Source organism: Planctobacterium sp. R6 (genome assembly GCF_055755215.1).
In genome coordinates this window covers 154120-177454 of record NZ_JBVTQY010000003.1, presented here as the reverse complement: position 1 = coordinate 177454, position 23335 = coordinate 154120, and the positions used below count along the sequence as shown (strand labels likewise).

Genomic DNA, 23335 nt, shown 5'->3' with positions numbered 1-23335 from the left:
AACAGCAGGTATGGCGCATTTCACGTTGATGATCCAATGTGTAATCAGTAACATCGACCTCTCCGCTATTGTCGTTATTTATCAGTCGTTTATGCTTTACTGATAGATTAAGAGTGTAACGATCAACATTTACCTGACGAGAATCTTAAAGCGCATGTCAATCATGTGGGAATTTCTTCCAGCGGCACATAGTCAAAATCAAAACCAAAGCATCGAGGGCTGACGGCAGCTAGTGCTTTTTCGCTGCGAAAAAAAGCAGGGCAAGCCACGGCAAATACGGCCACTCTTTGCCCGTAGCGCAGTCGTTCAGCGTTGATGGGTTGAACTGTTTCGTAATCTACGATCACAATCAAATCAGGAACAGAGGCCAACACTTTGTCACCTTCTCTGGCCAACAGGTACTCGTTCTTGATGCTGATTTTTATTTCGCGATTGGTGTCTGAAAAATCCATGATGCTGGCTTGTCCCAAATCATAACCGCCAACAATCTGGGTGCTTTTGTCAATAATTTTACCGCAACTAAGTAGTCGGCACGTTCCGTACAGGGATGTCTCAAATAACTCCTGAAGCGCGGGCAGAATTTGCTCGGCGTTACCTTTGTGTTGCTTCAGCAATTGCCCTAACTGAATGGCGAAGCTTAGGGTGCCAGGAATAATGGCCCTTTTAAGCTGTTTTCCTGTCATGGGGTGCTCTGCCGTGGTGAGCATTCCGCCAGATGCCACAGTTAAGGCCCGAATGTGGCGCTCATAGGTGGCAGTATCCTTAGTGGAAAAGCTGGTGACATTGCCCTGATAATCATAGGCGACCGCTGGAGAGGGGGATACACCTTCTATGGCGTAGCTCATCATCTGCGCTTCGGGCAATGCCCGTCCCATTCCGTCTCCATCCACTATGGCCGTGCCAGAGGTGGCTGCGGCAATCAGAGGCAGCAAGGAGTTGGCTCCGCCAATCTCAAAAGCGGCAACAGCATCCACAGTTTCTCCTGTGTGTTTTTGCCATGCTTGCAAGGTTGCAGATGCTTCGGTCAATGAAGGTAATAGCTCCAGACTAACGGTAGGTGCACCAACACCGCCAAGAGTGATAACGCGAGCATCATCTTGTAAGTTTTCCGGGTTAAGCAGAGTTACATCCCCATAAGTCCGCAGCGCTTGTTTGGCTAATTGCAGCGGTACATAAGGATCACCTCCGCCACCTGTTGCTAAAAATACTGCACCCAGTGCCAGGTCATCCAGTTGTTGTACAGAAATCTTCATGCTTAAGCCCCCTTATCGCTTGCAAATACGATGTCACCAATGACTTTCACCCGCACTTTAATGTTTCCGTCATCCATATAAGGAATGTTGGTTTCTTCGATGTCTGCCAATTTCAGACTATCTGCATTGGCACCTGCCGCTACGGCGTTGTTTATTGCCTGACTTTCTACCTGTGCAATGGCGGCTTCTCTGGACATTTGGCGATAGTTGAGCATCGCCTCTGCTTCTCCACCGACCTGGGCTATAGAAGCGCCAATGGCATTGGCCACGGCGGCATTTTCCGGGCGGATAATTTGTGATGCCGAAGGCAAATCATCCTGCACCAGGATCGCACCCCCACCCACCAGAATAACGGGTACTGGTTTGCTGCTGGGCTTCATCATATCTATGTGTTGATCTAATAGTGCGTGCATGGTGTTGCGAGCATTTTTAATTGTGTTTTGCGACAGATGTTGGAGAAAGCGAGCATTGCCGATATCCGCTTTGCCTGATGCCACGATAATGTCTGTTGCCGTCAAGGTTGAACCGCCAAATATCAACGCCTCCTTTACCAGGTTGTGTCCTGTAGATTGTGGGCCGATGCGTAGGCCATCATCCTGCACAATACTGCCTCCGCCTAACCCCACTGCTTGAATATCAGGCATGCGAAAGTTAGTACGTACTCCGCCTACTGAAATGACGATATTTGACTCTCTGGGAAAACCATCCTGTAAAATCCCGATATCAGAGGTAGTGCCTCCTATATCCACCACTATGGCATCTTTGAGTCCTGTGAGTTTACTTGCTCCTCTGAGTGAATTGGTGGGTCCTGAGGAAAAGGTTAACGCTGGATATTGAGTGATAAATTGCGCGTTCATCAGCGTGCCGTCGTTTTGACTGATAAACATAGGGCAATTCAGGCCCTCATTGTGGATTGCTTGTAGCATGGCGCTGACCACTTTATGGGCGAACGGCAGTAATGCCACATTCAATGCAGCGGCATTTTCCCGTTCTAAAATTCCCAATTTACCCATTTTATGAGACAGAGTGATATTGGCATCCGGGATCTGTGTCTTGAGTAATTTTTCTACCTGAAATTCAGGCTCTGGATTCATGGGAGAGAAAGCCGACGCCACAGCGATATTTTTAATACCACTAACGCGAATATCGGCTATGACTTTGTGAATTTCTTCCTGATTGAGTGGACTTAACGGCCAGCCATCATAGAGATATCCACCATTGACCTGATAGGTTTTCAGTTGCATAGCGCCAACCAGATCTGTTGGCCAGTCACAACCCGGTGGCAAACCTTCTCCTGAGGGAGAGCTCATGCGAATGATGGCCGTCGGTGCCAATTCCCGGCGTTCCACGACGGCGTTGGTAAATTGTGTGGTGCCAATCATCACTGATTGAATTTGTGTAGCGGATATCGCTGAATCCTGAATAACCTGCCTCAGTGCTTGGATAATACCGGACAGCACATCCTGACTGGTAAGGGCTTTGGTGGCCGCCAGCAGTTGCTCTCCCTGCATTAACACAGCGTCGGTGTGTGTACCGCCGACATCGATACCTATTCGCATTGTCTGACTCCTGAATCGGGTGGATTCGATACTGATAAAGGGTTTAAATAATTAATTTGCAGTGTTGCCCGGTGGTGGCTTTACTGCTAAAAATCGTTTGCTGGTGACCCAGTAAACTAGTGCGCAGAGTAAAATGGCATCCAGCACATTGATACCTGTGACAGTGGGTAGTGTGATGAACATCTCAGTTATCGCCAGGCCGGCACCGGTAAGCCAGGCAATAGCCGCAGCGGGAGAAAATGGGATTTTTTGCGCCAATGTGAGCGCCTGGTAATCACCGCGATACAGCAAAAAGTAATCAACCATGATTACACCTGCCACCGGCACAAAGATGGCGGACAAAATCACCAGAAATTGAATGAATACTTCCAGAATGTTGAAGGACGCAGCAACAATTCCGGTAATGCCAAGCAGTGCCGTATTTAAATTATTTTGTGCTTTTGGCCAGGTTGCCGCAACGCTTAAACAAGTGCTGTAAAGGTTCAGAGAATTTAAGATCCAACTGCCGCAGATAACAATCGCAAATGCCATAACCCCTAAACCAATAGCCAACATTAATTGCAGAATTTCATGGCTGTTAGTCGCTGCACCTGCCCAGGCGGCAACGATCATCACCAACAACTGCACCACCAAATAAGACCAAAAAGCAGTATGCCATGCGCCGTGTTGGTGTCGGCTGAAACGGGTAATATCAGGTAAAATAATAGCGCCTATAATAATGGCGCCGACGATAGCGCTGACACCCTGACTAATAGCAATCTTGTTCTCGCCTGGTACATTGAGAAAGTCAGCCAGGGGTAAAAGTTGCAGCGCGCTGTACAGCATATATAGAGTCACAAGCGCAATAACCGGCACCATCCAGGAGGCAATGCGGTTGATGGCTGAGAAGCCGATTACCGTGGTAACAGTCATCAGAGTACCGGCTATAAGTTCGATTGCGAAACCCGGTAGCACATCCATTTGATATTGTTGAAACAGGACGTTGACCGCCCCGGAAAACAGATCGATATTGACCCCAAACCAACCCAATAACGACAGGGCAAATGCCAGATTAATCGCAGCAGCACCTTTATCACCAAATGCAATACGTACCAGTTGATAGGAGCTCATGCGGGTCTGAACCCCGATAGTGCCCATGGCACCGCCAATCAGGGTTAATATCAGGCAGCCAATTAGCATGGCCAGCAATGCGTCCGGTATAGACAGGGAGTGTGCTACCTCTAGCCCTGTGATAAAGGTAGGTAGAGAAAAGGCAACCATAGCGGAGATGGCCGCAATACGAGGCCAGGCAATCAACTGGTTTTGATGGGGCAGCGTGTCCCTTTGCTCTTGCGGGGTCATGTCATTGTGCATTGTCTGAGCCTTTCAATGAAGTTGCTCTGATGGATGAATTAAGTCTAGAACATGGCAGAAAAATATTTGTTTGAAGTGATGGGTGAGAAAAACAGATTGTTTTTTATTTCACTGCAAATCAAAATCTTATTTTGTTCTAAGCGGAAAGTCTGATGACAAAAAAGAATATTAAGCTGGATGCAATCAATAAACGCATTTTGGCTACCATCCACAAACAGGCTGATTTGTCCAATCAGGAATTGGCGGATCTGGTGGGGTTGTCACCCAGTGCCTGCTTTCAGCGCACCAAAGCACTAAAAGAGGCCGGTTATTTCTTTAACTTTCACACCGAAATGGATTTAGACCGTATCTGTGAACACGTGCTGGCCTACGTGGAAGTTAAGCTCGAATCCAATACCCCTCAGGCCCGTAAACCCTTTGAACAGGCCATTCAGGATATCCCGGAGTTTATGGATTGTTTGAGAGTAGAAGGAGAATTTCACTACATGATGTTCAGTTGCTTTCCCAATATGCAGGCGTTGAACAAAGTTTGTGATGACGTGGCCGGAAATCCAAAACTAGGTATCAGGGAAATGCGTATCAGAACCATTTTAGAGCGATCTAAGTGGTATCTGGGTTATCCTTTGGAAAAACTCAACTGGTTAGAGTGAGACGTTAACGTCCGGCAGATAATTGCAGGTTGTTGCCGACCTTGTGCGTTTGTTGGGCAAGATAACCGGACCAGAAATCGGCACCTAATTCGTTCATCAGGTTGGCCTCGGCGTTCATCAGCATGGCAACTCCAATACCCAGCTCGCTGCTAAACGAGACTTCGGCGCGATAGCCCTTAACCCAGCCACTGTGATAAGCCACCTGCAGACCGTCGATTTCATAAACTCGCCAGCCCAGGCCGTAGTGAGCATTGTCCAGTAAGTTTCGCCATGCGCGGCGTCTTAATTCGCGGGAGGTCCGGATGTGAGGTTGGGTGATCTCGGTAATGATTTCCGGCTCGATAACATCCGGATATTCCCCCAACATGGCCTGTAACCAGATGCCCATATCGTGACTGTTAGTATTAATCCCTGCCGCCGGGGAAACCCGATAATAGGATTCGTTGAGTCGGGTTTTGGTCCAGTTTCTGGCACGGGTAAGTACATGGGGCTTAGCCCAGTCGGCGGCCTGCATCAGCGGCTCACGACCAACACTGGTGTGATACATGTTCAGCGGTGTCAGCAGCTCCTGCTCCAGCACCCGGCCGTAAGAGGTATTTTGTTGCTGAAAGTGGTATTCCAGTACGCCAAACAGGGCATTCTGATAGGTGTAACATTTGCCAGGCTGACACAAGGGGTCCAGATCTTTGAGCTGATCGATAATCTTGGGCAAGGGATATTCGGCTTCAATCAGATTGTCGTAGGCATTGCGCATTAAGCCACTACTTTGACTGAGCAGGTGCTCCAGAGTAATGGTGCGATTGTTATCGCTAAAGGAAAAATCAGGGGCCAGCTCCTGCAACGGTTGTTGCCAGTTCAGTTGCCCTTTGTGCACCAGTTTTGCTGTCAGCCCTCCGGTGAATGTTTTTGATACCGACGCCAGTCGAAACAGGGTTTGTTCGTTAACTGGCTGACCGCCCTTTTCGGTTAATCCGGTATTGAAATAACGCGGTGCATGGTCCTTTTCGATAAATACCATGCTAAACCCGGGGATCTTTTGGCCGCGAATTTTGGAACGGGTGTCCTGCCAAAATTCATCAATAAAATGTTCATCGGCTAATGCAGAAAAGCACATAGCAGACAGCAGGGCAACAATAGACAGACGCAAAAAAATCAACCAAAACTCCGGTAAAAATAACAACTTATGATTGCACACCTGAACCTGTTGGCAGCGTACAACCGCGCTATTATCGCGATTAAGGGCTGTGCTTGCAATGCCACACCGCTCAACAATTAGTCTGATAGTCAGAAATTAACGCAACATTCAGTTCCGGTTTCATCGCATCCGCTACAAAAAATAACGTAAACTGGCGTTAATTCCTTGCTCAAACCCGGAGCCAAATAATGAATTCACAGCAATGGCAACAAGCCAGAATGAGTCGTGATCGACGCTTTGACGGTCGATTTTTTGTGGCTGTGAAAACCACCGGTATTTTTTGTCGCAATATTTGTCCGGCCAATCTGCCCAAAGAAGAAAATGTCGAATACTACCCCCATGCGGCGCAGGCGTTGCATCAGGGCTACCGGCCCTGTTTGCGTTGTCGACCCGACAGTGCCCCCAGCTCCTTTGCCTGGATGGGCGTTGAAACCACCGTGGCACGTGCAATGCGCCTGCTTCGGGAAAACCCGGAATCCGATTTACAACATATAGCGCACAGGCTGGGCATCTCCGATGGCTATCTGCGCAAGCTGTTTCGCCAGCATTTAGGGGTATCACCGAAACAATTCCAGCTGACCGAACAATTGCTGTTCGCTAAAAAGTTGCTGCACGAAACCAACTTAACCGTTGAGCAGGTAGCCGCCACGGCGGGCTTTCAGTCAGCCAGACGATTGCAACAGAATATGAAACAGGCCATGCAACTGACTCCTTCGCAAATTCGCCTGAAGCAAGCTGAGTCTGGTGGGCAATTGCAACTGTATCTCGCTTACACGCCGGAGTATTGCTGGCGTCAGGTACGGGATTTTTGGCAAGTGCGGGCCGTGCCCGGTATGGAAGAGGTTACCGAAACCAGCTATGCCCGAAGCTTCAACTGGCAAGGTCAGAAGGGCTTTTTTAAAGCCGAGATAGAACCTGAGCGGTTTCGTTTTCGGGTTACCCTGAATATGGCCAGTTACGGTGAGTTGCGGGGTATTTTGCAAAATATTAAGCGCATTCTGGACCTGGAAGCGGATCACAGCCTGGTGCAGCAGGCACTACTCAATACCGGTTTAGCTGAGCAGCAATTAACTGTGGGTATACGTATTCCGGGAGTCTGGTCCCTATTTGAAGCAGGATGCCGGGCGGTATTGGGTCAACAAGTGTCAGTTAAAGCGGCAGTGAATAAAGTGGCGCAGCTCACCGAAGTATTGGGCGAAGCTATTACCGTTGATGCGGATTCAGATGACGTTAGGGTTAGTCGCCTATTCCCTACGCCGGAGGCGGTTGCCAACAGTGACCTGGAATTTTTCAGGATGCCACAGGCCCGAAAAAATGCACTCAAGTCGCTGGCGCAGTTTGTGTATGAGCAAGGCGAACATACTTCGCCCGATGAATGGTTGAATATTAAAGGGATTGGACCCTGGACCATCGCCTACGCCAAAATGCGCGGACTGTCTGAGCCGGATATCTGGTTGGGCACCGATCTGGTGATAAAAAATCAGATTAAGCAGTATTCTCTGAATACCGATGCCGCTGCTCCCTGGCGCAGTTATCTCACTTTCCAGTTATGGGACAAAGCCTGATGAACAATGCCAGGACTCGCATTTTTGACTATCTGAAAACGCCTTTGGGCTGGCTGGAAATTGCCGCCAGTCAGGGGCATTTGCAACATATACTGTTTGTGGATGAACCCGTGCATGGTGCATCGTCTGATTCCTTATTAACAGAAGCAAAACAACAGCTTGAGCAGTATTTTGCCGGTAAACGCACCGATTTTGAGCTGCCACTGGCGCCCAAAGGCACTGAATTTCAGATCAAGGTTTGGCAGGCGCTGTTAACCGTGCCTTATGGCGAAACCTGCAGTTATCTGGATATCGCACAAACCCTGGGGGATCACAAAGCGGTGCGGGCTGTCGGGGCTGCCAATGGTAAAAATCCGCTGAGTATTGTGGTGCCCTGTCACCGGGTTATCGGTAAAAACGGCAAATTGACCGGTTATGCAGGGGGATTGTCCAGAAAAGCATGGTTGCTGCAACTAGAATCAGGGCAAAATAGCGCAAAGCAAACCTCTTTCTGGGATGAGTAAAAGGACAGTGATATGCAGGCTAAATCTTATCTGGAACTTTTGATCCTCGGTGCGCTGTGGGGCGCGTCATTTTTGTTTATGCGCACCGCTTCGCCGGAGTTTGGTGCCTTTTCTTTAATCCTGTTTCGGGCGTCGATTGCGGCGGTGTTTTTACTGGTGCTGATGGCCTTTATTCGCCGTCAGGAAATGCAGCAAATTCGCACTCACTGGCGACACCTGGTGGTGCTGGGATTAACCAATACCGCCATGCCTTTTACCTTGTTCGCCTGGGCCACCTTGTCGCTGGAAGCCGGGCTGACCGCCACCCTGAATTCCACCGCGCCCATGTTTGGCGCGCTGGTGGCCTGGCTGTGGTTAAAAGACAAAATAGCGCCTGCCACCATATTTGGTTTGGTGGTGGGCTTCACCGGGGTCTTCATCCTGATGTCAGAGAAGATTTCCGATGACGCGATGTTGCTGCTGCCCATTATGGGGGCCCTGTTTGCTTCTACCTGTTATGGCTTTGCCGCCTGCTATTCCAAGCTCTATGCCGCGGGCATGAAGCCGCTGGCGGTGGCTACCGGCAGTCAGGTTTATGCCGCTTTGCTGTTGATTGTTCCAGGCATTATCACCTGGCCAGAGGCGATGCCGTCGGTCAGTGCCTGGCGGGATGTGATTTGCCTGGGCATTGCCTGTACCGGTGTGGCCTATATTCTGTATTTTCGCATTTTATCCCGCGAAGGTGTCAGCAAGGCCTTATCGGTAACCTATCTGGTGCCACTGTTTGCCTTTATCTGGGGCTGGTGGTTCCTCGATGAGCAGGTTACCCAGAGCATCTTACTGGGTGCAGCGACAATTTTATTGGGTGTGGCACTTACCACCGGTGTGTTTAAGCTGCCGTCGAAATTCTGGTTTGCTAAGCCGGAAACTAAATAATAATCCGTGTGTAACCAAAACTTCTGAAAATCCATATTGACACAGCGCCTGGCGCTACAGTAATTTAAAAGGGAAATTGATACTTCTTGTCGGAGTGCCAGATTCTTCGGTGGTGGGTGATACCCACCGTTGAATTATTCTGGCTGAGATCGCAGTTGCGGGATCCGTGAACCTGACCAAGTTAATACTTGCGTAGGAAACAAGAAAGCAAGCTTCAAAACCCAGGAATAATCCAGTTCGGGCACTATCCAGGGCGTTTGTGGCGGCTTCCTGTCCAGCTTCTTCTTATTTCTGACAAGACCGATTTAACACAAAGAGGTCTTATCATGACAACCAATACAAAAAATGCGCGTCAGCGCCGCGCTGAAGCCGAAGAGTTTATTCAACAACTACGCGGCTATGATTATCCCAATTCCAAAAAGGTTTATGTAACCGGTACCCAACCTGATGTGCGCGTGGGTATGCGGGAAATTCATCTGGCCGACAGCCTGATTGGCGGCAGCGAAGAAAATCCACAATATGAGTCGAATGCACCAGTGCGGGTTTACGATACTTCCGGTGCCTACGGTGAACCTGATGTCGAAATTGATGTGCGCCTCGGCTTGCCAAGGCTCAGGGAAGGCTGGATTGCCCAGCGTCAGGACTGCGAAACTTTACCTGCACCCAGCGCCGGATTCTCTCAGCAAAGGCTGGCGGATGAAGGGCTGGATCACATTCGTTTCGAGCATTTACCCGCTATTCGCAGAGCCAGAACCGGGGCGAATGTCACTCAGATGCACTATGCCAGAAAGGGCATCATTACCCCGGAAATGGAATACGTAGCGATTCGGGAAAACATGGGCAGAGCCAAACTGGCCGATGAGATACGTGCCGCTCAGCAAAAAGGCGAGTCTTTTGGTGCCAGTATTCCCGAACAGATCACCCCGGAGTTTGTGCGACAGGAAATCGCCCGCGGGCGGGCCGTACTGCCCTGTAATATCAATCACCCGGAAAGCGAGCCGATGATCATTGGCCGGAACTTTCTGGTAAAGGTGAACGCCAATATTGGAAATTCCTCAGTGACCTCTTCTATCGAAGAAGAAGTGGAAAAACTGGTGTGGTCAACCCGTTGGGGGGCAGATACCGTGATGGATTTGTCCACCGGTCGTTATATTCACGAAACCCGCGAGTGGATTATTCGCAACAGCCCGGTGCCTATTGGCACAGTTCCCCTGTATCAGGCACTGGAAAAAGTGAATGGTGTTGCTGAGGATCTCACCTGGGAAATCTATCGGGATACCCTGATTGAGCAGGCCGAGCAAGGGGTTGATTATTTTACTATTCACGCCGGTGTTTTGCTCAGATACGTGCCCTTAACGGCAAAACGGGTGACCGGCATAGTATCCCGTGGTGGCTCTATTATGGCGAAATGGTGCCTGGCCCATCACAAAGAAAACTTTCTCTACACCCATTTTGAAGACATTTGTCAGATCATGCAGCAGTACGACGTCAGCTTTTCCCTGGGGGACGGCTTGCGTCCTGGCTCCATTGCCGATGCCAATGATGCAGCCCAAATGGGGGAATTATCCACGTTAGGTGAACTGACTAAAATTGCCTGGCAATACGATGTGCAGACGATTGTGGAAGGGCCGGGGCATGTACCCATGCAATTGATTAAGCACAACATGGAAGAACAACTTAATTTGTGTCACGAAGCGCCGTTTTACACCCTTGGCCCACTCACCACCGATATTGCGCCCGGCTACGATCACATCACCTCTGCTATCGGTGCAGCACAAATTGGTTGGTATGGCACTGCTATGCTGTGTTACGTGACACCCAAGGAGCATCTGGGCTTACCCGATAAACAGGATGTAAAAGAAGGGCTGATCACCTACAAGATTGCTGCTCATGCCGCCGATCTGGCGAAAGGCCACCCCGGAGCGCAGGTTCGCGATGATGCCTTGTCTAAAGCGCGTTTTGAGTTTCGCTGGCACGATCAATTTAATCTCAGTTTAGATCCGGAACGGGCACGGGAATACCACGATCAGACCTTGCCGCAGGAGTCTGGCAAGGTAGCGCACTTTTGCTCTATGTGTGGCCCTAAATTCTGTTCCATGAAGATCTCGCAGGATGTACGCGATTATGCCGCCGGATTGGGTGATGAAGTGATAGAGATCCAGATGCTGGATATTGAGGCTGAAATGCAACAAAAATCCGCGGAATTTAAATCCTCAGGCAGTGAGCTTTATCACCCGGTGAAATAAACCATGCAGATTGCAATATTAGGGTTTGGCTTGTTGGGGCGTTTGTGCGCCCTGCAACTCATGGGGCGGGCCAATCTAACCGTGTTCAGTGCTGATGATCCGGACATGCCGCAAGGGGCAGGTGCGGTAGCGGCGGCCATGTTGGCACCACTGGCTGAAGCGGTGCATTGTGCCGAGCCGCAATTGTTATCCCTGGGAAGGGAGTCGATGGCGCTCTGGCCGATGTTGCTGGCCAATCTGCCCAAACCGGTGTGGCTGCAACAGTCTGGTACGCTGGTGGTGTCCCATCATGCTGATGATGCGCTGTTGGCGGAGTTTCAGCAGCGTACATCCCGGTATCAGGACCAGGCCAACCCCTGGCTGAATCGGCCGGAAATTGCGCAGCTGGAACCTGACCTGCCGGGGCATTTCCGACGCGCCTTGTGGTTGTCGGGAGAGGGACAGTTAGACAATCGCAGCTTTTATCGCGCCAGTTTGCAGGCCTGCCAGCAAGCCGGGGTCACACTGTATTGGCAAACGGCGATGGATAACTTGTCCGCTCAGCAGTGGGCTTCGGAATGGACCAGGGGGCGTCTGGCCGGTCAGGCCTTTGATGCGGTGCTGGATTGTCGTGGTCTGGGGGCGCGCAAAACACTGGCCTTAAGGCCGGCAGTGGCCGTGGCGCATCAGGGCGAGTCACCACAGGTGCAACGAAATTTGCGAGGTGTGCGTGGCGAGATCATTCGCGTTTTTGCGCCAGATGTACAGCTTACCCGTCCGGTGCGTTTTATGCACCCGCGTTACCCGTTGTACATTGCCCCAAAGCCAGAGCAGCAGTTTGTGATTGGTGCCACGGAAATCGACAGTCAGGATGACTCGCCCATCAGTTTGCAATCCAGTATGGCGTTGTTATCAGCAGTCTATGCTCTGCACCCGGGCTTTGCCGAAGCCCGTATCCTCAACGCCCGCACAGGGTTGCGCCCGGCATTTAGCCATCATTTGCCGGTCATTTATCGCCATGGTCGGTACTTTAGTGTCAATGGCTTATTTCGACATGGTTATCTGCTGGGGCCGCTGTTCAGTAAGGCGTTAACTGCCATGGTTCTCGGTCATACCATACCGGAGTCCGTGGCACCATTTATCACCGATTGCAATCAGGAGTCATGATGCAAATTCGATTTAACGGTGAACTAATTCACACTGAGCATCACAGTCTTGATGCGTTTTTAGTCTCTATGGTAGACACCAAACAGGCCTTTGCCGTGTCAGTAAACGGCGATTTTGTGGCGAAACACAACTATCAGCACACTACTCTGCATGAGGGGAGCCAGATCGATGTGCTGTCACCCATGCAAGGCGGATAACAATGCTAAATGGCCACAATGACACCATCAAAAATAAGATTGAATCGTCAGAAATGTCTTACCCGCAATCACTTTTTAAGAACAGTCGCCTGCTTTTAGGCACGGCACAATATCCGTCTCCGAAACTGATGCAACAGGCAATCAATACGGCGCAACCTGCCATGGTGACAGTGTCTTTACGTCGTCAGGGCAGTATTGCCGGCGGGGCTGAGTTTTGGGATTTGGTAAAACAAACCGGGGTTCCGGTATTGCCTAATACGGCGGGCTGTCGCACCGCCAAAGAAGCCATTACGGTGGCGCAAATGAGTCGCGAGGTGTTTGCCACAGAACTGGTTAAGCTGGAGGTCACCGGCGATGATTACAATCTGCAACCGGACCCTTTTGCTTTGCTGGAAGCGACAACAGAGCTTATCAACCAGGGATTTAAGGTATTGCCCTACAGCACTGATGACCTGGTGTTGTGCCAGCGTCTGGTTGAGGCAGGGTGTCAGGTTGTGATGCCCTGGGGAGCGCCCATCGGCAGCGGCAAAGGTTTACTCAATCCCTATGCACTTAAAACCCTGCGGGCCCGATTGCCGGATGTGCATCTGATTGTCGATGCCGGCATAGGGAGTCCGTCGCATGCCTGTCAGGCTATGGAGCTGGGGTTTGATGCGGTGTTGTTAAATACCGCTGTGTCTCAGGCAGCTGATCCGGTGCGGATGGCGGGTGCATTTCGACAGGCAGTACAAGCCGGGCGAGACGCTTATCTGGCAGGACAAATGCAATCCCGGGAAACTGCCAGTCCATCCACTCCGGTATTGGGTACACCCTTTTGGCAACAATCATGAAAAGTGACAACAAACAGGCTTTTATCTGGGCTATTGGTGGTTCTGATTGTAACGCGGGCGCCGGTATTCAGGCGGACATCAAGGCGGCGCAGAAACTGGCAGTGTACTGCAGTACGGTTGTCACGGCGGTAACGGTACAAAACAGTCAGGGCGTGTCAGCCATTAATCCGGTGGCGATGGAGATATTCAGCGGCCAGATACAGGCGTTGGCACAGGATGGTTTGCCACAGGTTATCAAGATTGGTTTGTTGGCCAGCACAGAGCAGGTGTTGTGGTTGAGTGACTGGCTGCAGACGCTTGAGCAGCAAAATAAAAAACCGCAGGTGGTATTCGATCCCGTGGTGGTGGCCGGTGGCGGTGAACGTCTTACTCAACAGGATACCCGCCAGGCGTTGACTCAATTCCTGTTGCACCGCGTGGATGTATTAACCGCCAACTGGCACGAAGCACTTTGGCTGACGGATAGCCAGGGCAACCCGGATAGTGAAACCCTGTTAGGCAGGTTGCAGCAACTACCGGTAAACCGGGTGTTGTTAAAAGGCGGCCATGGGCCGAATTCTGGGCAAAGCATCGACTGGTTGCTGGACAAAAGCGACGTGTTGGCATTGAGCACTAAGCGCATAACAGGCGTCGATGCTCACGGCACGGGATGCACTATGGCCAGTGCACTGGCGGCTGCCTTGGTAAAAGGACTCCCGCTAAAAGAGGCGTTTGTGCTGGCCAAAGCACTGGTTTTTCAGGGGATACAAAACCATTTGTCCATAGGGGACGGCGCGCCAAAGTTGGGCCTGCAAGCGCTGCGTTTTTCTGTTGAAAGCTTTCCGCAATATTATCCAGTACAAGAGGCGATACTACCAACCGCCGCTTTTGCCCGTTGCAACACAAAACAATTGGGGCTGTATCCTGTGGTGGATTCGCTGGTATGGGTCGAACGACTGTTAAATTATGGCGTTAAAACTTTGCAGCTGCGCATCAAAACCGGGGATATGCAATTTATCTCTGAGCAAATCCGCAAGGCCAATCAACTGGCCCGTGCTCACCAGGCCAGATTGTTTATCAATGACTACTGGCAGCTTGCCATTGAACATCATTGTTACGGCGTACATCTGGGTCAGGAAGACCTGGACTCGGCTGATTTAACCGCTATTCAAAAAGCGGGGTTACGTCTGGGTATTTCTACTCACGGCTATTATGAAATATTGCGGGCCATGTCGTTACGGCCCAGCTATATTGCCATCGGCGCGATATTTGCCACAAACACCAAAGATATGTCGGGACAGATTCAGGGGACAGAAAAACTGCATCATCTGGTGCAATTAGCGAAAGACTATTCGCTGGTGGCAATAGGGGGCATTAATCTGGCAAGAGCGCCTGAAGTATTGTCTACGGGAGTTGGCTCTGTCGCCGTGGTCAGCGCCATTACTCAGGCGCACGATCCGCAAGAAAGCGTTCGCCAGTTCCGGTCACTGTTGCAACAACAGGGTATCGCAAATGAGCCAGAGCAGTACTGATAAACGTTACGTGCGGCAAATGGTGTTGCCGCAAATTGAGCCGGAGGGACAGGCATTGATTGCAGCCAGTCATGTGCTGGTGGTAGGCGCAGGTGGCCTGGGGTGTGCGGCATTGAGTTTTCTGGTGGCTGCCGGAGTGGGGCAGATCTCCATCTGGGATGCGGATACTGTCAGTGCAACCAATCTGCCCAGACAACTCTTGTATCGCGCCGAAGATATTGGCCGTTTTAAGGTGGAGGCGGCAAAAACCCAATTACAGGGAATCAACCCCGATTGTCTGATTCAGGTGCAAAACCGGGCTTTTACGCCAGACGCTGACATAGTCGTCAAACCTCAGTTAGTACTGGATTGCTCGGACAATTTTAAAACCCGCTTTGACATTAACCAATGGTGTTTCCGAAATCAGGTGAACCTGGTGGGGGCGGCAGCATCGCAGCTGAGCGGGCAGCTGTGGTTGTGCCATCATGCTCAGCAACAATCCCGGCGAGGATGTTATCAATGCTTGTTTGGCGAGGGTGAATTGCCGGTCGAAAATTGCCTCAACCAGGGAATTTTAGGGCCCGTTGTGGGTACGATGGGCACAATGCAGGCCACGCAGGCGTTGTTAATCCTGGCCGGAAATAAATCAGAAAACCAATTTGTGCAGGTAAACTGGCAAACTCTGCAATGGCAAAACATGCATATTCATCAAAATACGCAGTGCTCCCTCTGTGCTTAGTTCTCCGGATTCATCAGCACTTACACGGGGTAACATAAAACTGTGGTTTCGGGAATGGCGGTTTGCTTCTAAAATCAGTATAGACCCAACACCTGAGGATTCTGTCGCGGCAGAACTGTTTTCTGACGCACTATTACATGAGCAACCAGCTTTATCAGAAGTTTACTATTGCCAGTGAACGCGCCTGGATCGTGGGGGATATCCACGGCCAGTACGAACTGCTGATTAAGCGTCTCGCGCAATTGGGGTTTGATCCACAACAGGGGGATCGCTTGTTTAGTGTTGGTGATCTTATCGATCGTGGACCTGACTCACTGAAAACCCTGCAGCTTCTGAACAAACCCTGGTTTTATGCGGTAATGGGCAATCACGAACAAATGTTGCTCAAAGGACTGGATGCCATGGCAGGCAAAGGCAATATTGCTGATATTCTCAACTGGCAAACCTTCAATGGTGGCGACTGGTACCATCCTAAATCCGATATGGCACTCAAAGTGGCTGCCATGTTGGAGAAAGTAAAATCCCTGCCCATGGCTATCGAGCTGGAAACCGAGTCAGGACGCATTGGTATCGTGCATGCGGCTGTGCCGGGAAATCAGTGGCTCAGACAGGACAGTTTAGCCGCTGCAGATATTCAAAAGCACCTGCTATGGTACCGCGACAATGCGTTACTGGCACGCCAGTATCAGCAGCCGGAAGTGACTTCCAGTCCGCAGCAACGGGAAGCTCATCAGGTGTCCGGTATCGACAAAGTGGTGGTGGGGCACACTATTATGACAGGCGGCAATCCGGTGTATCTGGGTAATACTTTGTATCTGGATGTGGGGGCCGCTAATGGCACTACACCGGCGGTGATGTCAGCCCAAAAAGTGCTGCAAATCCACACTCAGGGTTCGGTTACTCTCTCCTGAAAAGTAAGCGAAGGCCGCAAAGCATACCTTATCTGCCAAATTGGCGACGGCTTTTCATTGCAGGGTGAGTTGCATTCGTTACAATAAGCACAATTTTTTGCAAAGGATGAGTTATGTCAGTTTCTGCCGTTGTTTTGGCTGCCGGTAAAGGCACCCGTATGAAGTCAGAGTTACCCAAAGTGTTACATCCCATCGCGGGCAAGCCCATGGTGCAACACATTATTGATACTCTGGGCGAAGTGGGCGCAGCACAAATCAACCTCATTTATGGTCATGGCGCAGAGCAACTGCAATCCGCATTAGCGCATAACAGCCTAAACTGGTGTTTACAGGCAGAACAATTGGGTACGGGCCATGCAGTTATGCAGGCTGTCCCGCATATTCAGGATGACGACGATGTCTTGATTCTGGTGGGCGATGCGCCCCTGATCAAAGCCGAGACCTTGCAGTCGTTGATAGCCACTAAAGCAGAAGCAGATTTGGTGTTGTTAACCGTAGTGCTGGATGACCCGACCGGCATGGGGCGCATTGTGCGTGATGGTGATCAGGTAAAAGCCATTGTTGAGCACAAAGATGCCAGTGCAGCACAACGACAAATACAGGAAATTAACACCGGTATCATGATCATGGGTGGTGCTGATCTGAAGCGCTGGCTGGGCCAACTGGAAAACAACAACGCGCAGCAGGAATATTACCTCACTGACGTCATTGCTATGGCCGCAGAAGAAAACAAGGTGATAAAAGCCACGCAGGCCAGCTCGGCAGTAGAAGTAGAGGGCATTAACAATCGGGTGCAACTGGCCAAGATTGAGCGGGCTTATCAATGGCAACAGGCGCAAACATTGATGCTTAATGGTGTTAGCCTGGCCGATCCTAACCGCATCGACATTCGCGGTGACGTGAGTACCGGCACAGATGTCAGCATCGACGTGAACGTAGTGTTGGAAGGCAAGGTTGTCTTAGGTAATAAGGTAAAAATCGGTGCGAATTGTATTCTCAAAGACTGTGAGATTGCTGATGGTACGGTAATCGAGGCCTTTTCCAGTATTGAACAGGCAGTGGTTGGTACCGACTGTAACGTCGGACCATACGCACGCCTGCGCCCCGGTTCAGTGATGAAGGCCAAAGCCAAAGTGGGCAACTTTGTGGAGATGAAAAAAACCGAGTTGGGTGAGGGCGCCAAGGCCAATCACCTGACTTATTTAGGCGATGCCACTGTGGGCGCGGGCGCGAATATCGGGGCCGGCACCATTACCTGCAACTATGACGGCGTTAATAAATTCAAAACCGACATTGGCGAAGGGGCTTTTATCGGCTCCAACAGTTCGCTGGTGGCTCCGGTGACTATTGGCAAAGATGCGACAGTAGGTGCCGGCTCGGTTATTACCAAGACCGTCGAAAGTGAACAACTGGCCATTGCCCGCGGTAAGCAGCGCAATGTCACTGGCTGGGCGCGCCCGGTCAAAAAATAAGTGCTACACCTTTCAGGTATCAGGCCGGGCTTTTTCAGTCCGGCCTTTTTTAGTGCTTTTCTCACCAGGATGAGAGCATGAATACTTGTTTTATGACCACAAAGTCCAGAAACTAAATATTCCTTTTTTAAAGTAAAGCCAAAGTGACTCTTATATGGATTCAGTAAGGTCAGCGTTTGTTCGAAGTACAAAACCCTATTCCCCTTTACGCGTAGTCGGCGCCCCGACAATGATATTAATTAAATGGTAGTGCTTTAAATTAGACGCCGGCGTCGAAAAAAGCCTATCTACCATTAAACTCAACTAAGAAATCTTAGGGCTGGTTGGTAGTCCCGCCTCAAAATTTCTGGGCAAATCCAAATTAATTAGCTTTTGGCTCTGATTAGAGCTGGCAATGTTCGAATGTTGCTCAAAAAAGTTTTCCAAGTTAACCCCTGTTTTACCTGCCAGTTCGGCTATTTTTGCTTGCATTAAGTTTCGTTTTGAATAATATGTTTCGAAACGAAACTTAAGGTGCTTGTTTTGAAACGTAATACCCAGCAACGTCGTCGCCAGATTGTCTCTGCATTGGAGCAGCGAGGTGAACTCAGCGTTGAACAAATGGCCAGAGAATTTGCCACTTCAGAAGTAACCATTCGAAAGGATTTAGCAGCTCTGGAGCAAAGTGGTTTGGTATTGCGTCGTCACGGCGGCGCGATCCTTTCTCCGGGTGAAAGCAAAGAAGTAATTGAAGAAGTTTCAAAGCGAAAGATAGCGATTGCTAAAGCTGCGGCTGAGTTGATTCAGGATCACGATCGCATATTGATTGATTCCGGTACCACCACTCATGCCCTTGTGCCTTTTTTAAAGAACAAACGCGGCCTGGTGGTGATGACTAACTCCATGAATACCGCACAGGAAGTACTGGAGCTGGAGCCGGAGCCTACGCTATTGATGACAGGCGGTACCTGGGATGTGCAAAGCCAGTCGTTTCAGGGCGCGATGGCAGAACAAATGGTGACCTCCTACAACTTTGATGTGGCATTTGTAGGGGCTTCGGGTGTGGATCTGGCCAGAGGCACCACCACCTTTAACGAGTTTACGCAACTGACCCTCGCCATGACGCGGGTAGCAAAAACCGTGGTGGTGTTAGCGGAATCAGAAAAGTTTGAGCGCAAGATGCCTAATTTAGAGTTGCCGTGGCAGCAAATCTCGCAACTTATAACCGACGATCAACTGGGCGATGATGCGGTGAGTCAGCTACAAAGCAATCATGTAGCGGTAACCCGCGTCGCCGTTTAACGAACAAAATTAACAACGAGAGAAATACTATGTGTGGAATAGTGGGGGCAATTGCAGAACGGAATGTCGTGCCTATTTTGGTGGAAGGTCTGCGCAGGCTGGAATATCGCGGTTATGATTCCGCCGGTGTCGCGGTCATTACCGAAAACAACAGCCTGCAACGGGTACGCCGGGTGGGTAAGGTAAAAGCCCTGCAAGATGCCATCAAAGAGTCTCCGGTAAAAGGTGCGATTGGTATTGCCCATACCCGTTGGGCTACTCATGGCGGTGTGACGGAAAGCAACGCCCACCCTCATTTTTCAACTGACCGAATTGCTGTAGTACACAACGGTATTATCGAAAACTACGAGCCACTCAGTAGCAGGCTGAGCAGTGAGGGTTACACCTACGAAAGCCAGACCGATACCGAAACTATTGCTCATACCATTCACCACAAAATGCAAACCAGCAGCGATTTGCTCAAAGCCGTGCAGGAGAGTGTAGACGGTTTTCACGGTGCTTACGGTACCGTGGTTATGGACCTGGAAGATCCTGAAAAGCTGGTGGTTGCGCGCTCCGGTAGTCCACTGGTTATTGGCCTGGGTATTGGCGAAAACTTTATCGCCTCCGATCAGTTGGCGCTGTTGCCGGTAACCCGCCGTTTTATCTTTTTAGAAGAAGGCGATGTGGCCGAAGTAACCCGTACCGAAGTACGTATCTTTGATAAAGGTGGCGAAGCTGTTACCCGCGAAATCCACGATTCAGAAGTGGAGCACGACGCCGGTGATAAAGCGGGCTACCGCCACTACATGATGAAAGAGATCTACGAGCAACCCATTGTTACCCGCAATGCTCTGGAAGGTCGTTTGTCAGACAATGATTTATCTACTGATTTATTCGGGCGACATTCGGAAGAACTGCTGAGTCAGGTACAACACGTGCAAATCGTCGCCTGTGGTACCAGTTACCATGCTGGCCTGGTGGCGCGTTACTGGTTGGAAGAACTGGCTAATGTCTCCTGTAACGTGGAAATTGCCTCCGAGTTTCGCTACCGCAAATCCCATGTACACAGTAACAGTCTGCTGCTGACCATTTCTCAGTCCGGTGAAACCGCAGATACCCTTGCAGCACTGCGCTTATCTAAAGAGTTGGGTTATCTCACCAGCTTAACTATCTGTAACGTACCGGGTTCTTCTATGGTACGTGAATCGGATCTGGCCTACATGACCAAAGCCGGTGCGGAAATTGGTGTTGCTTCTACCAAAGCCTTTACCACTCAGCTGACAGCCTTGTTGTTGTTTACTCTGAAACTGGGTCAACTGAACGGTTTGGCTAAAGAGAAGCAGCAAAAGATTATTCATGCCCTGCACACCTTGCCCAGCAAGTTAGAAGAAGTGTTAAACCTGAATAGCACCATCGAAAAGCTGGCACCGGAATTTGCTAATAAGCATCACTCACTGTTTCTCGGCCGTGGCGAGCATTATCCCATTGCAATGGAAGGGGCGTTAAAGCTTAAAGAAATCTCCTACATCCACGCGGAAGCCTACGCCTCTGGCGAATTAAAACACGGTCCGCTGGCACTGATCGACGATGAAATGCCGGTGATCGTGGTTGCTCCTAACGACCAGTTACTGGAAAAACTGAAGTCCAACGTGGCCGAAGTACGCGCCCGTGGTGGCATCATGTATGTGTTTGCCGACAAAGACGCCAACTTCCAGAGCGACGACACCATGCGGGTGATTAACGTCCCTCACGTTGACGACATCATTGCTCCCATGGTGTACACAGTACCGCTGCAACTATTGTCCTACCATGTCGCCATCATTAAAGGCACCGACGTAGATCAACCTCGTAACCTGGCTAAGAGCGTGACAGTGGAGTAGAAAAAAAGGCCGAAAGGCCTTTTTTGTTCCAGAGGGCTAAAGGGGGTGATACGATCACCCCAAGATTAAAACACTTTAATCAAGATTCAGGGTTAAACACATTATTATTCAACACTTAGGGGGCAACTGCTCTATGGGTACCGGGCGTATTATTGCCTGTGAAGAATAATTCTTCACAGGCAGGTTCTGCTGGGAGTCCATTGTTATTTCTTCATTTAAACGTTCGTAAGAAACCATGTCGGGAACACAACTATCAACTCCTTTTGCTGGTTAGGTTCTGAAATTCACCTCATTGTTGGTTTTGTCCATCTGTTTTTTGTCTTTGATTTTTGCCACTGGATAAAACGGAATATAACAGTATAATTATTTTAACTTGTACAAAAATTTGGATAATTATGAGTGGTAAGGCATTTTCTCATGCACAAGAATTTAAAGGCGCTTTTCTTGCTCACATGGCAGCACGGCTTGACACGCTGATCTGTGAGCAATGTAAAGTATTATTCGAGGATGCCGGTATTAAAGCACCCGTAACTTCGATGTCTATCTTTGTGTTTTTGATGAAGTATGGAGAGGGGTCTATTAGTGACATTTGCAAAATAGGTGGTCAGTCACATCAGCTTACGGCGAGTCGAATAAAGGCCCTGATCCAACTTGATATGGTGGAACTCAAAAAGGACGAAACAGACAAGCGTAAACAGTTAGTTGCCTTTACGCAGAAGGGTTTGAACGAAGTGGACGCAATCGCAGAGGCTTTGAAATCCGTTTCTTTGGTATTCGAAGATTTAAACCGCGAATTGGGTGTTGATTTGCTTTTAAAGCTTGAAGAAGCTGAAAGATCTCTAACCAGGTTTCCACTAAACGAGCGTATTCAGGAGCTGGAGACAGGTTTATGACTATAGCACGCAACTTATTTGCATTGCTTTTGTCACTGTCAATGAACAATCTGGCACTCAGCAATGAGACCAGTGACTGCCCTACGGGAATATACAAAGGTGACCATACCTTCACCGTGAAATACTTAAAGCAGGTGACTAAAACTAAAATGCACCCAGCATTTGTTTTCCCTGACGGTCAGCGAGGATTGGTTGACCCTGCCACTAATACAGTGTGTACAAACAAACTGATAACGTTTGGCGATGGTGAACACTACGAGTATACGCAACTTGAAGAGAAGGACATTTGGTTTTTTAGTCAACAGACCAGGTTGCGTGGCCGTCTACTTTTAGTCGATGACAATCCGTCGGTACCATTGGTGGTTATCGTCCATGGCTCCGAATCGTCAGGTATGGTTGGTAGCTCCTACATGCCTTATATGTTAGCCGCACAGGGGCTGAATGTGTTTTTCTATGACAAAAGGGGGACAGGCTACTCAGACGGAGAATATACCCAAGATTTTGAACTCTTGGCTGCGGATGCAAGTACAGCAATGTCACAGGCTAAACTTTTGCTCAATAATGTCCCTCAAAGCGCAGGATTTATCGGATTTAGCCAGGGGGGCTGGGTAGCACCTATGGCGGCCAGATTGGCTAATGCAGACTTTATCACAGTAGCTTATGGGCTTATGTTATCTCCCGTAGAAGAAGACGCTGAACAGGTTTATAAAGAGTTAATTGAATATGGATTTAGTGGCCCGGAATTATCTCACGCAAGGTTGCTCACTGATGCTGCGGCAAAGTTGGTCTCCTCCAGATTTACAGAAGGTCAAACTGAGCTTATATCACTACGTAAGAAATATTCGGCGGAGCCGTGGTACAAAGTCATCGAAGGTGAATTCACCGGTGAGATACTCAGAGCATCCAATAATGCACTGGAAACAGGCAATGTCGGTGATTTGAAACATGCACAAATTAACTGGCTGCACGATCCGGTTTCCGTGCTAAAAACCCTTGATGTCAGGCAGGTTTGGTTGCTGGCCGGTGAGGATAGAGAAGCGCCAGTGGAGTTAACAAGAAAACGCTTGCTCAATGTTAAAAAGCAAGGGAAGGATTTGACCTTGTTCGAGTTTCCAGATACCGACCATGGAATGATAGAGTTTACCGAGAATGCACAGAAACAGAGGGTATACACTAACTATGCAAGTGGATATTTCAAATTGCTTGCTGATAGTGCGAAAGGCACTTTCTCCGGTCAATACGGTAATGCGAGACGTTGGGATTAATTTGAACAGG

At 49.7% G+C, this 23335-nt stretch carries 20 protein-coding genes and 1 riboswitch; of the genes, 16 read left to right on the top strand and 4 right to left on the bottom strand.

The features are described 5' to 3' along the window. Window positions 1-161 precede the first annotated feature (161 nt). From AC0J20_RS03665 to AC0J20_RS03655, 3 genes are read right to left on the bottom strand one after another with little or no spacing between them, the layout of a single operon-like run. Window positions 162-1253 (bottom strand): DUF917 domain-containing protein, encoded by a 1092-nt coding sequence (locus AC0J20_RS03665; RefSeq protein WP_229530401.1) that lies wholly within the window; start codon window positions 1251-1253, stop codon window positions 162-164. A 2-nt stretch (window positions 1254-1255) separates the two neighbouring features. Then, window positions 1256-2812, bottom strand: a complete 1557-nt coding sequence (locus AC0J20_RS03660) for a hydantoinase/oxoprolinase N-terminal domain-containing protein (RefSeq protein WP_473020656.1) — start codon at window positions 2810-2812, stop codon at window positions 1256-1258. Between the two features lie 51 nt (window positions 2813-2863). Beyond that, window positions 2864-4165, bottom strand: a complete 1302-nt coding sequence (locus AC0J20_RS03655) for a purine-cytosine permease family protein (RefSeq protein WP_473020655.1) — start codon at window positions 4163-4165, stop codon at window positions 2864-2866. Between the two features lie 152 nt (window positions 4166-4317). Between AC0J20_RS03655 and AC0J20_RS03650 the strand changes: the two genes are divergently transcribed. After that, on the top strand, window positions 4318-4815 hold the full coding sequence (locus tag AC0J20_RS03650; RefSeq protein ID WP_229530398.1) for an Lrp/AsnC family transcriptional regulator: 498 nt from the start codon (window positions 4318-4320) through the stop codon (window positions 4813-4815). A gap of 4 nt (window positions 4816-4819) precedes the next feature. On the opposite strand, the gene AC0J20_RS03645 is transcribed toward AC0J20_RS03650, so the two are convergent. Beyond that, window positions 4820-5971, bottom strand: a complete 1152-nt coding sequence (locus AC0J20_RS03645) for a serine hydrolase domain-containing protein (protein WP_229530397.1) — start codon at window positions 5969-5971, stop codon at window positions 4820-4822. Between the two features lie 227 nt (window positions 5972-6198). Here AC0J20_RS03645 and AC0J20_RS03640 point away from each other — a divergent pair, with 227 nt between their 5' ends. From AC0J20_RS03640 to AC0J20_RS03570, 15 genes are all read left to right on the top strand, one after another. Further along, entirely contained in the window at window positions 6199-7575 is a 1377-nt protein-coding gene (locus AC0J20_RS03640) for an Ada metal-binding domain-containing protein (RefSeq protein WP_473020654.1), read from the top strand. After that, entirely contained in the window at window positions 7575-8078 is a 504-nt protein-coding gene (locus AC0J20_RS03635) for a methylated-DNA--[protein]-cysteine S-methyltransferase (RefSeq protein ID WP_473020653.1), read from the top strand. Before AC0J20_RS03640 ends, AC0J20_RS03635 begins: the two co-directional genes overlap by 1 nt. Before the next feature lie 12 nt (window positions 8079-8090). Continuing rightward, window positions 8091-8993, top strand: coding sequence for a DMT family transporter (locus AC0J20_RS03630; RefSeq protein ID WP_473020652.1), 903 nt, complete (start codon window positions 8091-8093; stop codon window positions 8991-8993). Window positions 8994-9073: 80 nt separating this feature from the next. Then, a riboswitch (TPP riboswitch) is annotated at window positions 9074-9209 on the top strand. Between the two features lie 110 nt (window positions 9210-9319). After that, a complete protein-coding gene (thiC, locus tag AC0J20_RS03625) occupies window positions 9320-11239 on the top strand; it encodes a phosphomethylpyrimidine synthase ThiC (protein WP_473020651.1) in 1920 nt (639 codons plus the stop codon). Between the two features lie 3 nt (window positions 11240-11242). After that, window positions 11243-12385 carry an FAD-dependent oxidoreductase gene (locus tag AC0J20_RS03620; RefSeq protein ID WP_473020650.1) on the top strand — a complete coding sequence of 381 codons (1143 nt, stop codon included), beginning with the start codon at window positions 11243-11245 and terminating at the stop codon, window positions 12383-12385. Further along, on the top strand, window positions 12385-12582 hold the full coding sequence (gene thiS / locus AC0J20_RS03615) for a sulfur carrier protein ThiS (RefSeq protein ID WP_473020649.1): 198 nt from the start codon (window positions 12385-12387) through the stop codon (window positions 12580-12582). Before AC0J20_RS03620 ends, thiS begins: the two co-directional genes overlap by 1 nt. Window positions 12583-12635: 53 nt before the next feature. After that, a complete protein-coding gene (locus AC0J20_RS03610) occupies window positions 12636-13412 on the top strand; it encodes a thiazole synthase (RefSeq protein ID WP_473020694.1) in 777 nt (258 codons plus the stop codon). Then, window positions 13409-14923: a thiamine phosphate synthase gene (thiE, locus tag AC0J20_RS03605; protein ID WP_473020648.1), complete on the top strand. Its 1515-nt coding sequence runs from the start codon at window positions 13409-13411 to the stop codon at window positions 14921-14923. The genes AC0J20_RS03610 and thiE overlap by 4 nt, the downstream gene beginning before the upstream one ends. Further along, a complete protein-coding gene (locus tag AC0J20_RS03600) occupies window positions 14904-15641 on the top strand; it encodes a HesA/MoeB/ThiF family protein (RefSeq protein WP_473020647.1) in 738 nt (245 codons plus the stop codon). The genes thiE and AC0J20_RS03600 overlap by 20 nt, the downstream gene beginning before the upstream one ends. 137 nt (window positions 15642-15778) lie before the next feature. Next, window positions 15779-16552, top strand: a complete 774-nt coding sequence (locus AC0J20_RS03595) for a metallophosphoesterase (protein WP_473020646.1) — start codon at window positions 15779-15781, stop codon at window positions 16550-16552. A 113-nt stretch (window positions 16553-16665) separates the two neighbouring features. Then, window positions 16666-18024 (top strand): bifunctional UDP-N-acetylglucosamine diphosphorylase/glucosamine-1-phosphate N-acetyltransferase GlmU, encoded by a 1359-nt coding sequence (gene glmU, locus AC0J20_RS03590; RefSeq protein WP_473020645.1) that lies wholly within the window; start codon window positions 16666-16668, stop codon window positions 18022-18024. Window positions 18025-18537: 513 nt separating this feature from the next. Further along, a complete protein-coding gene (locus AC0J20_RS03585; RefSeq protein WP_324255631.1) occupies window positions 18538-19305 on the top strand; it encodes a DeoR/GlpR family DNA-binding transcription regulator in 768 nt (255 codons plus the stop codon). 29 nt (window positions 19306-19334) lie between these two features. Continuing rightward, the gene (glmS, locus tag AC0J20_RS03580; protein ID WP_229530387.1) at window positions 19335-21167 is read left to right on the top strand and encodes a glutamine--fructose-6-phosphate transaminase (isomerizing); all 1833 of its coding nucleotides are present in this window, start codon (window positions 19335-19337) and stop codon (window positions 21165-21167) included. A gap of 395 nt (window positions 21168-21562) precedes the next feature. Then, the gene (locus AC0J20_RS03575) at window positions 21563-22060 is read left to right on the top strand and encodes a winged helix DNA-binding protein (protein ID WP_473020644.1); all 498 of its coding nucleotides are present in this window, start codon (window positions 21563-21565) and stop codon (window positions 22058-22060) included. Continuing rightward, window positions 22057-23325 (top strand): alpha/beta fold hydrolase, encoded by a 1269-nt coding sequence (locus tag AC0J20_RS03570; protein WP_473020643.1) that lies wholly within the window; start codon window positions 22057-22059, stop codon window positions 23323-23325. The genes AC0J20_RS03575 and AC0J20_RS03570 overlap by 4 nt, the downstream gene beginning before the upstream one ends. Window positions 23326-23335 lie beyond the last annotated feature (10 nt).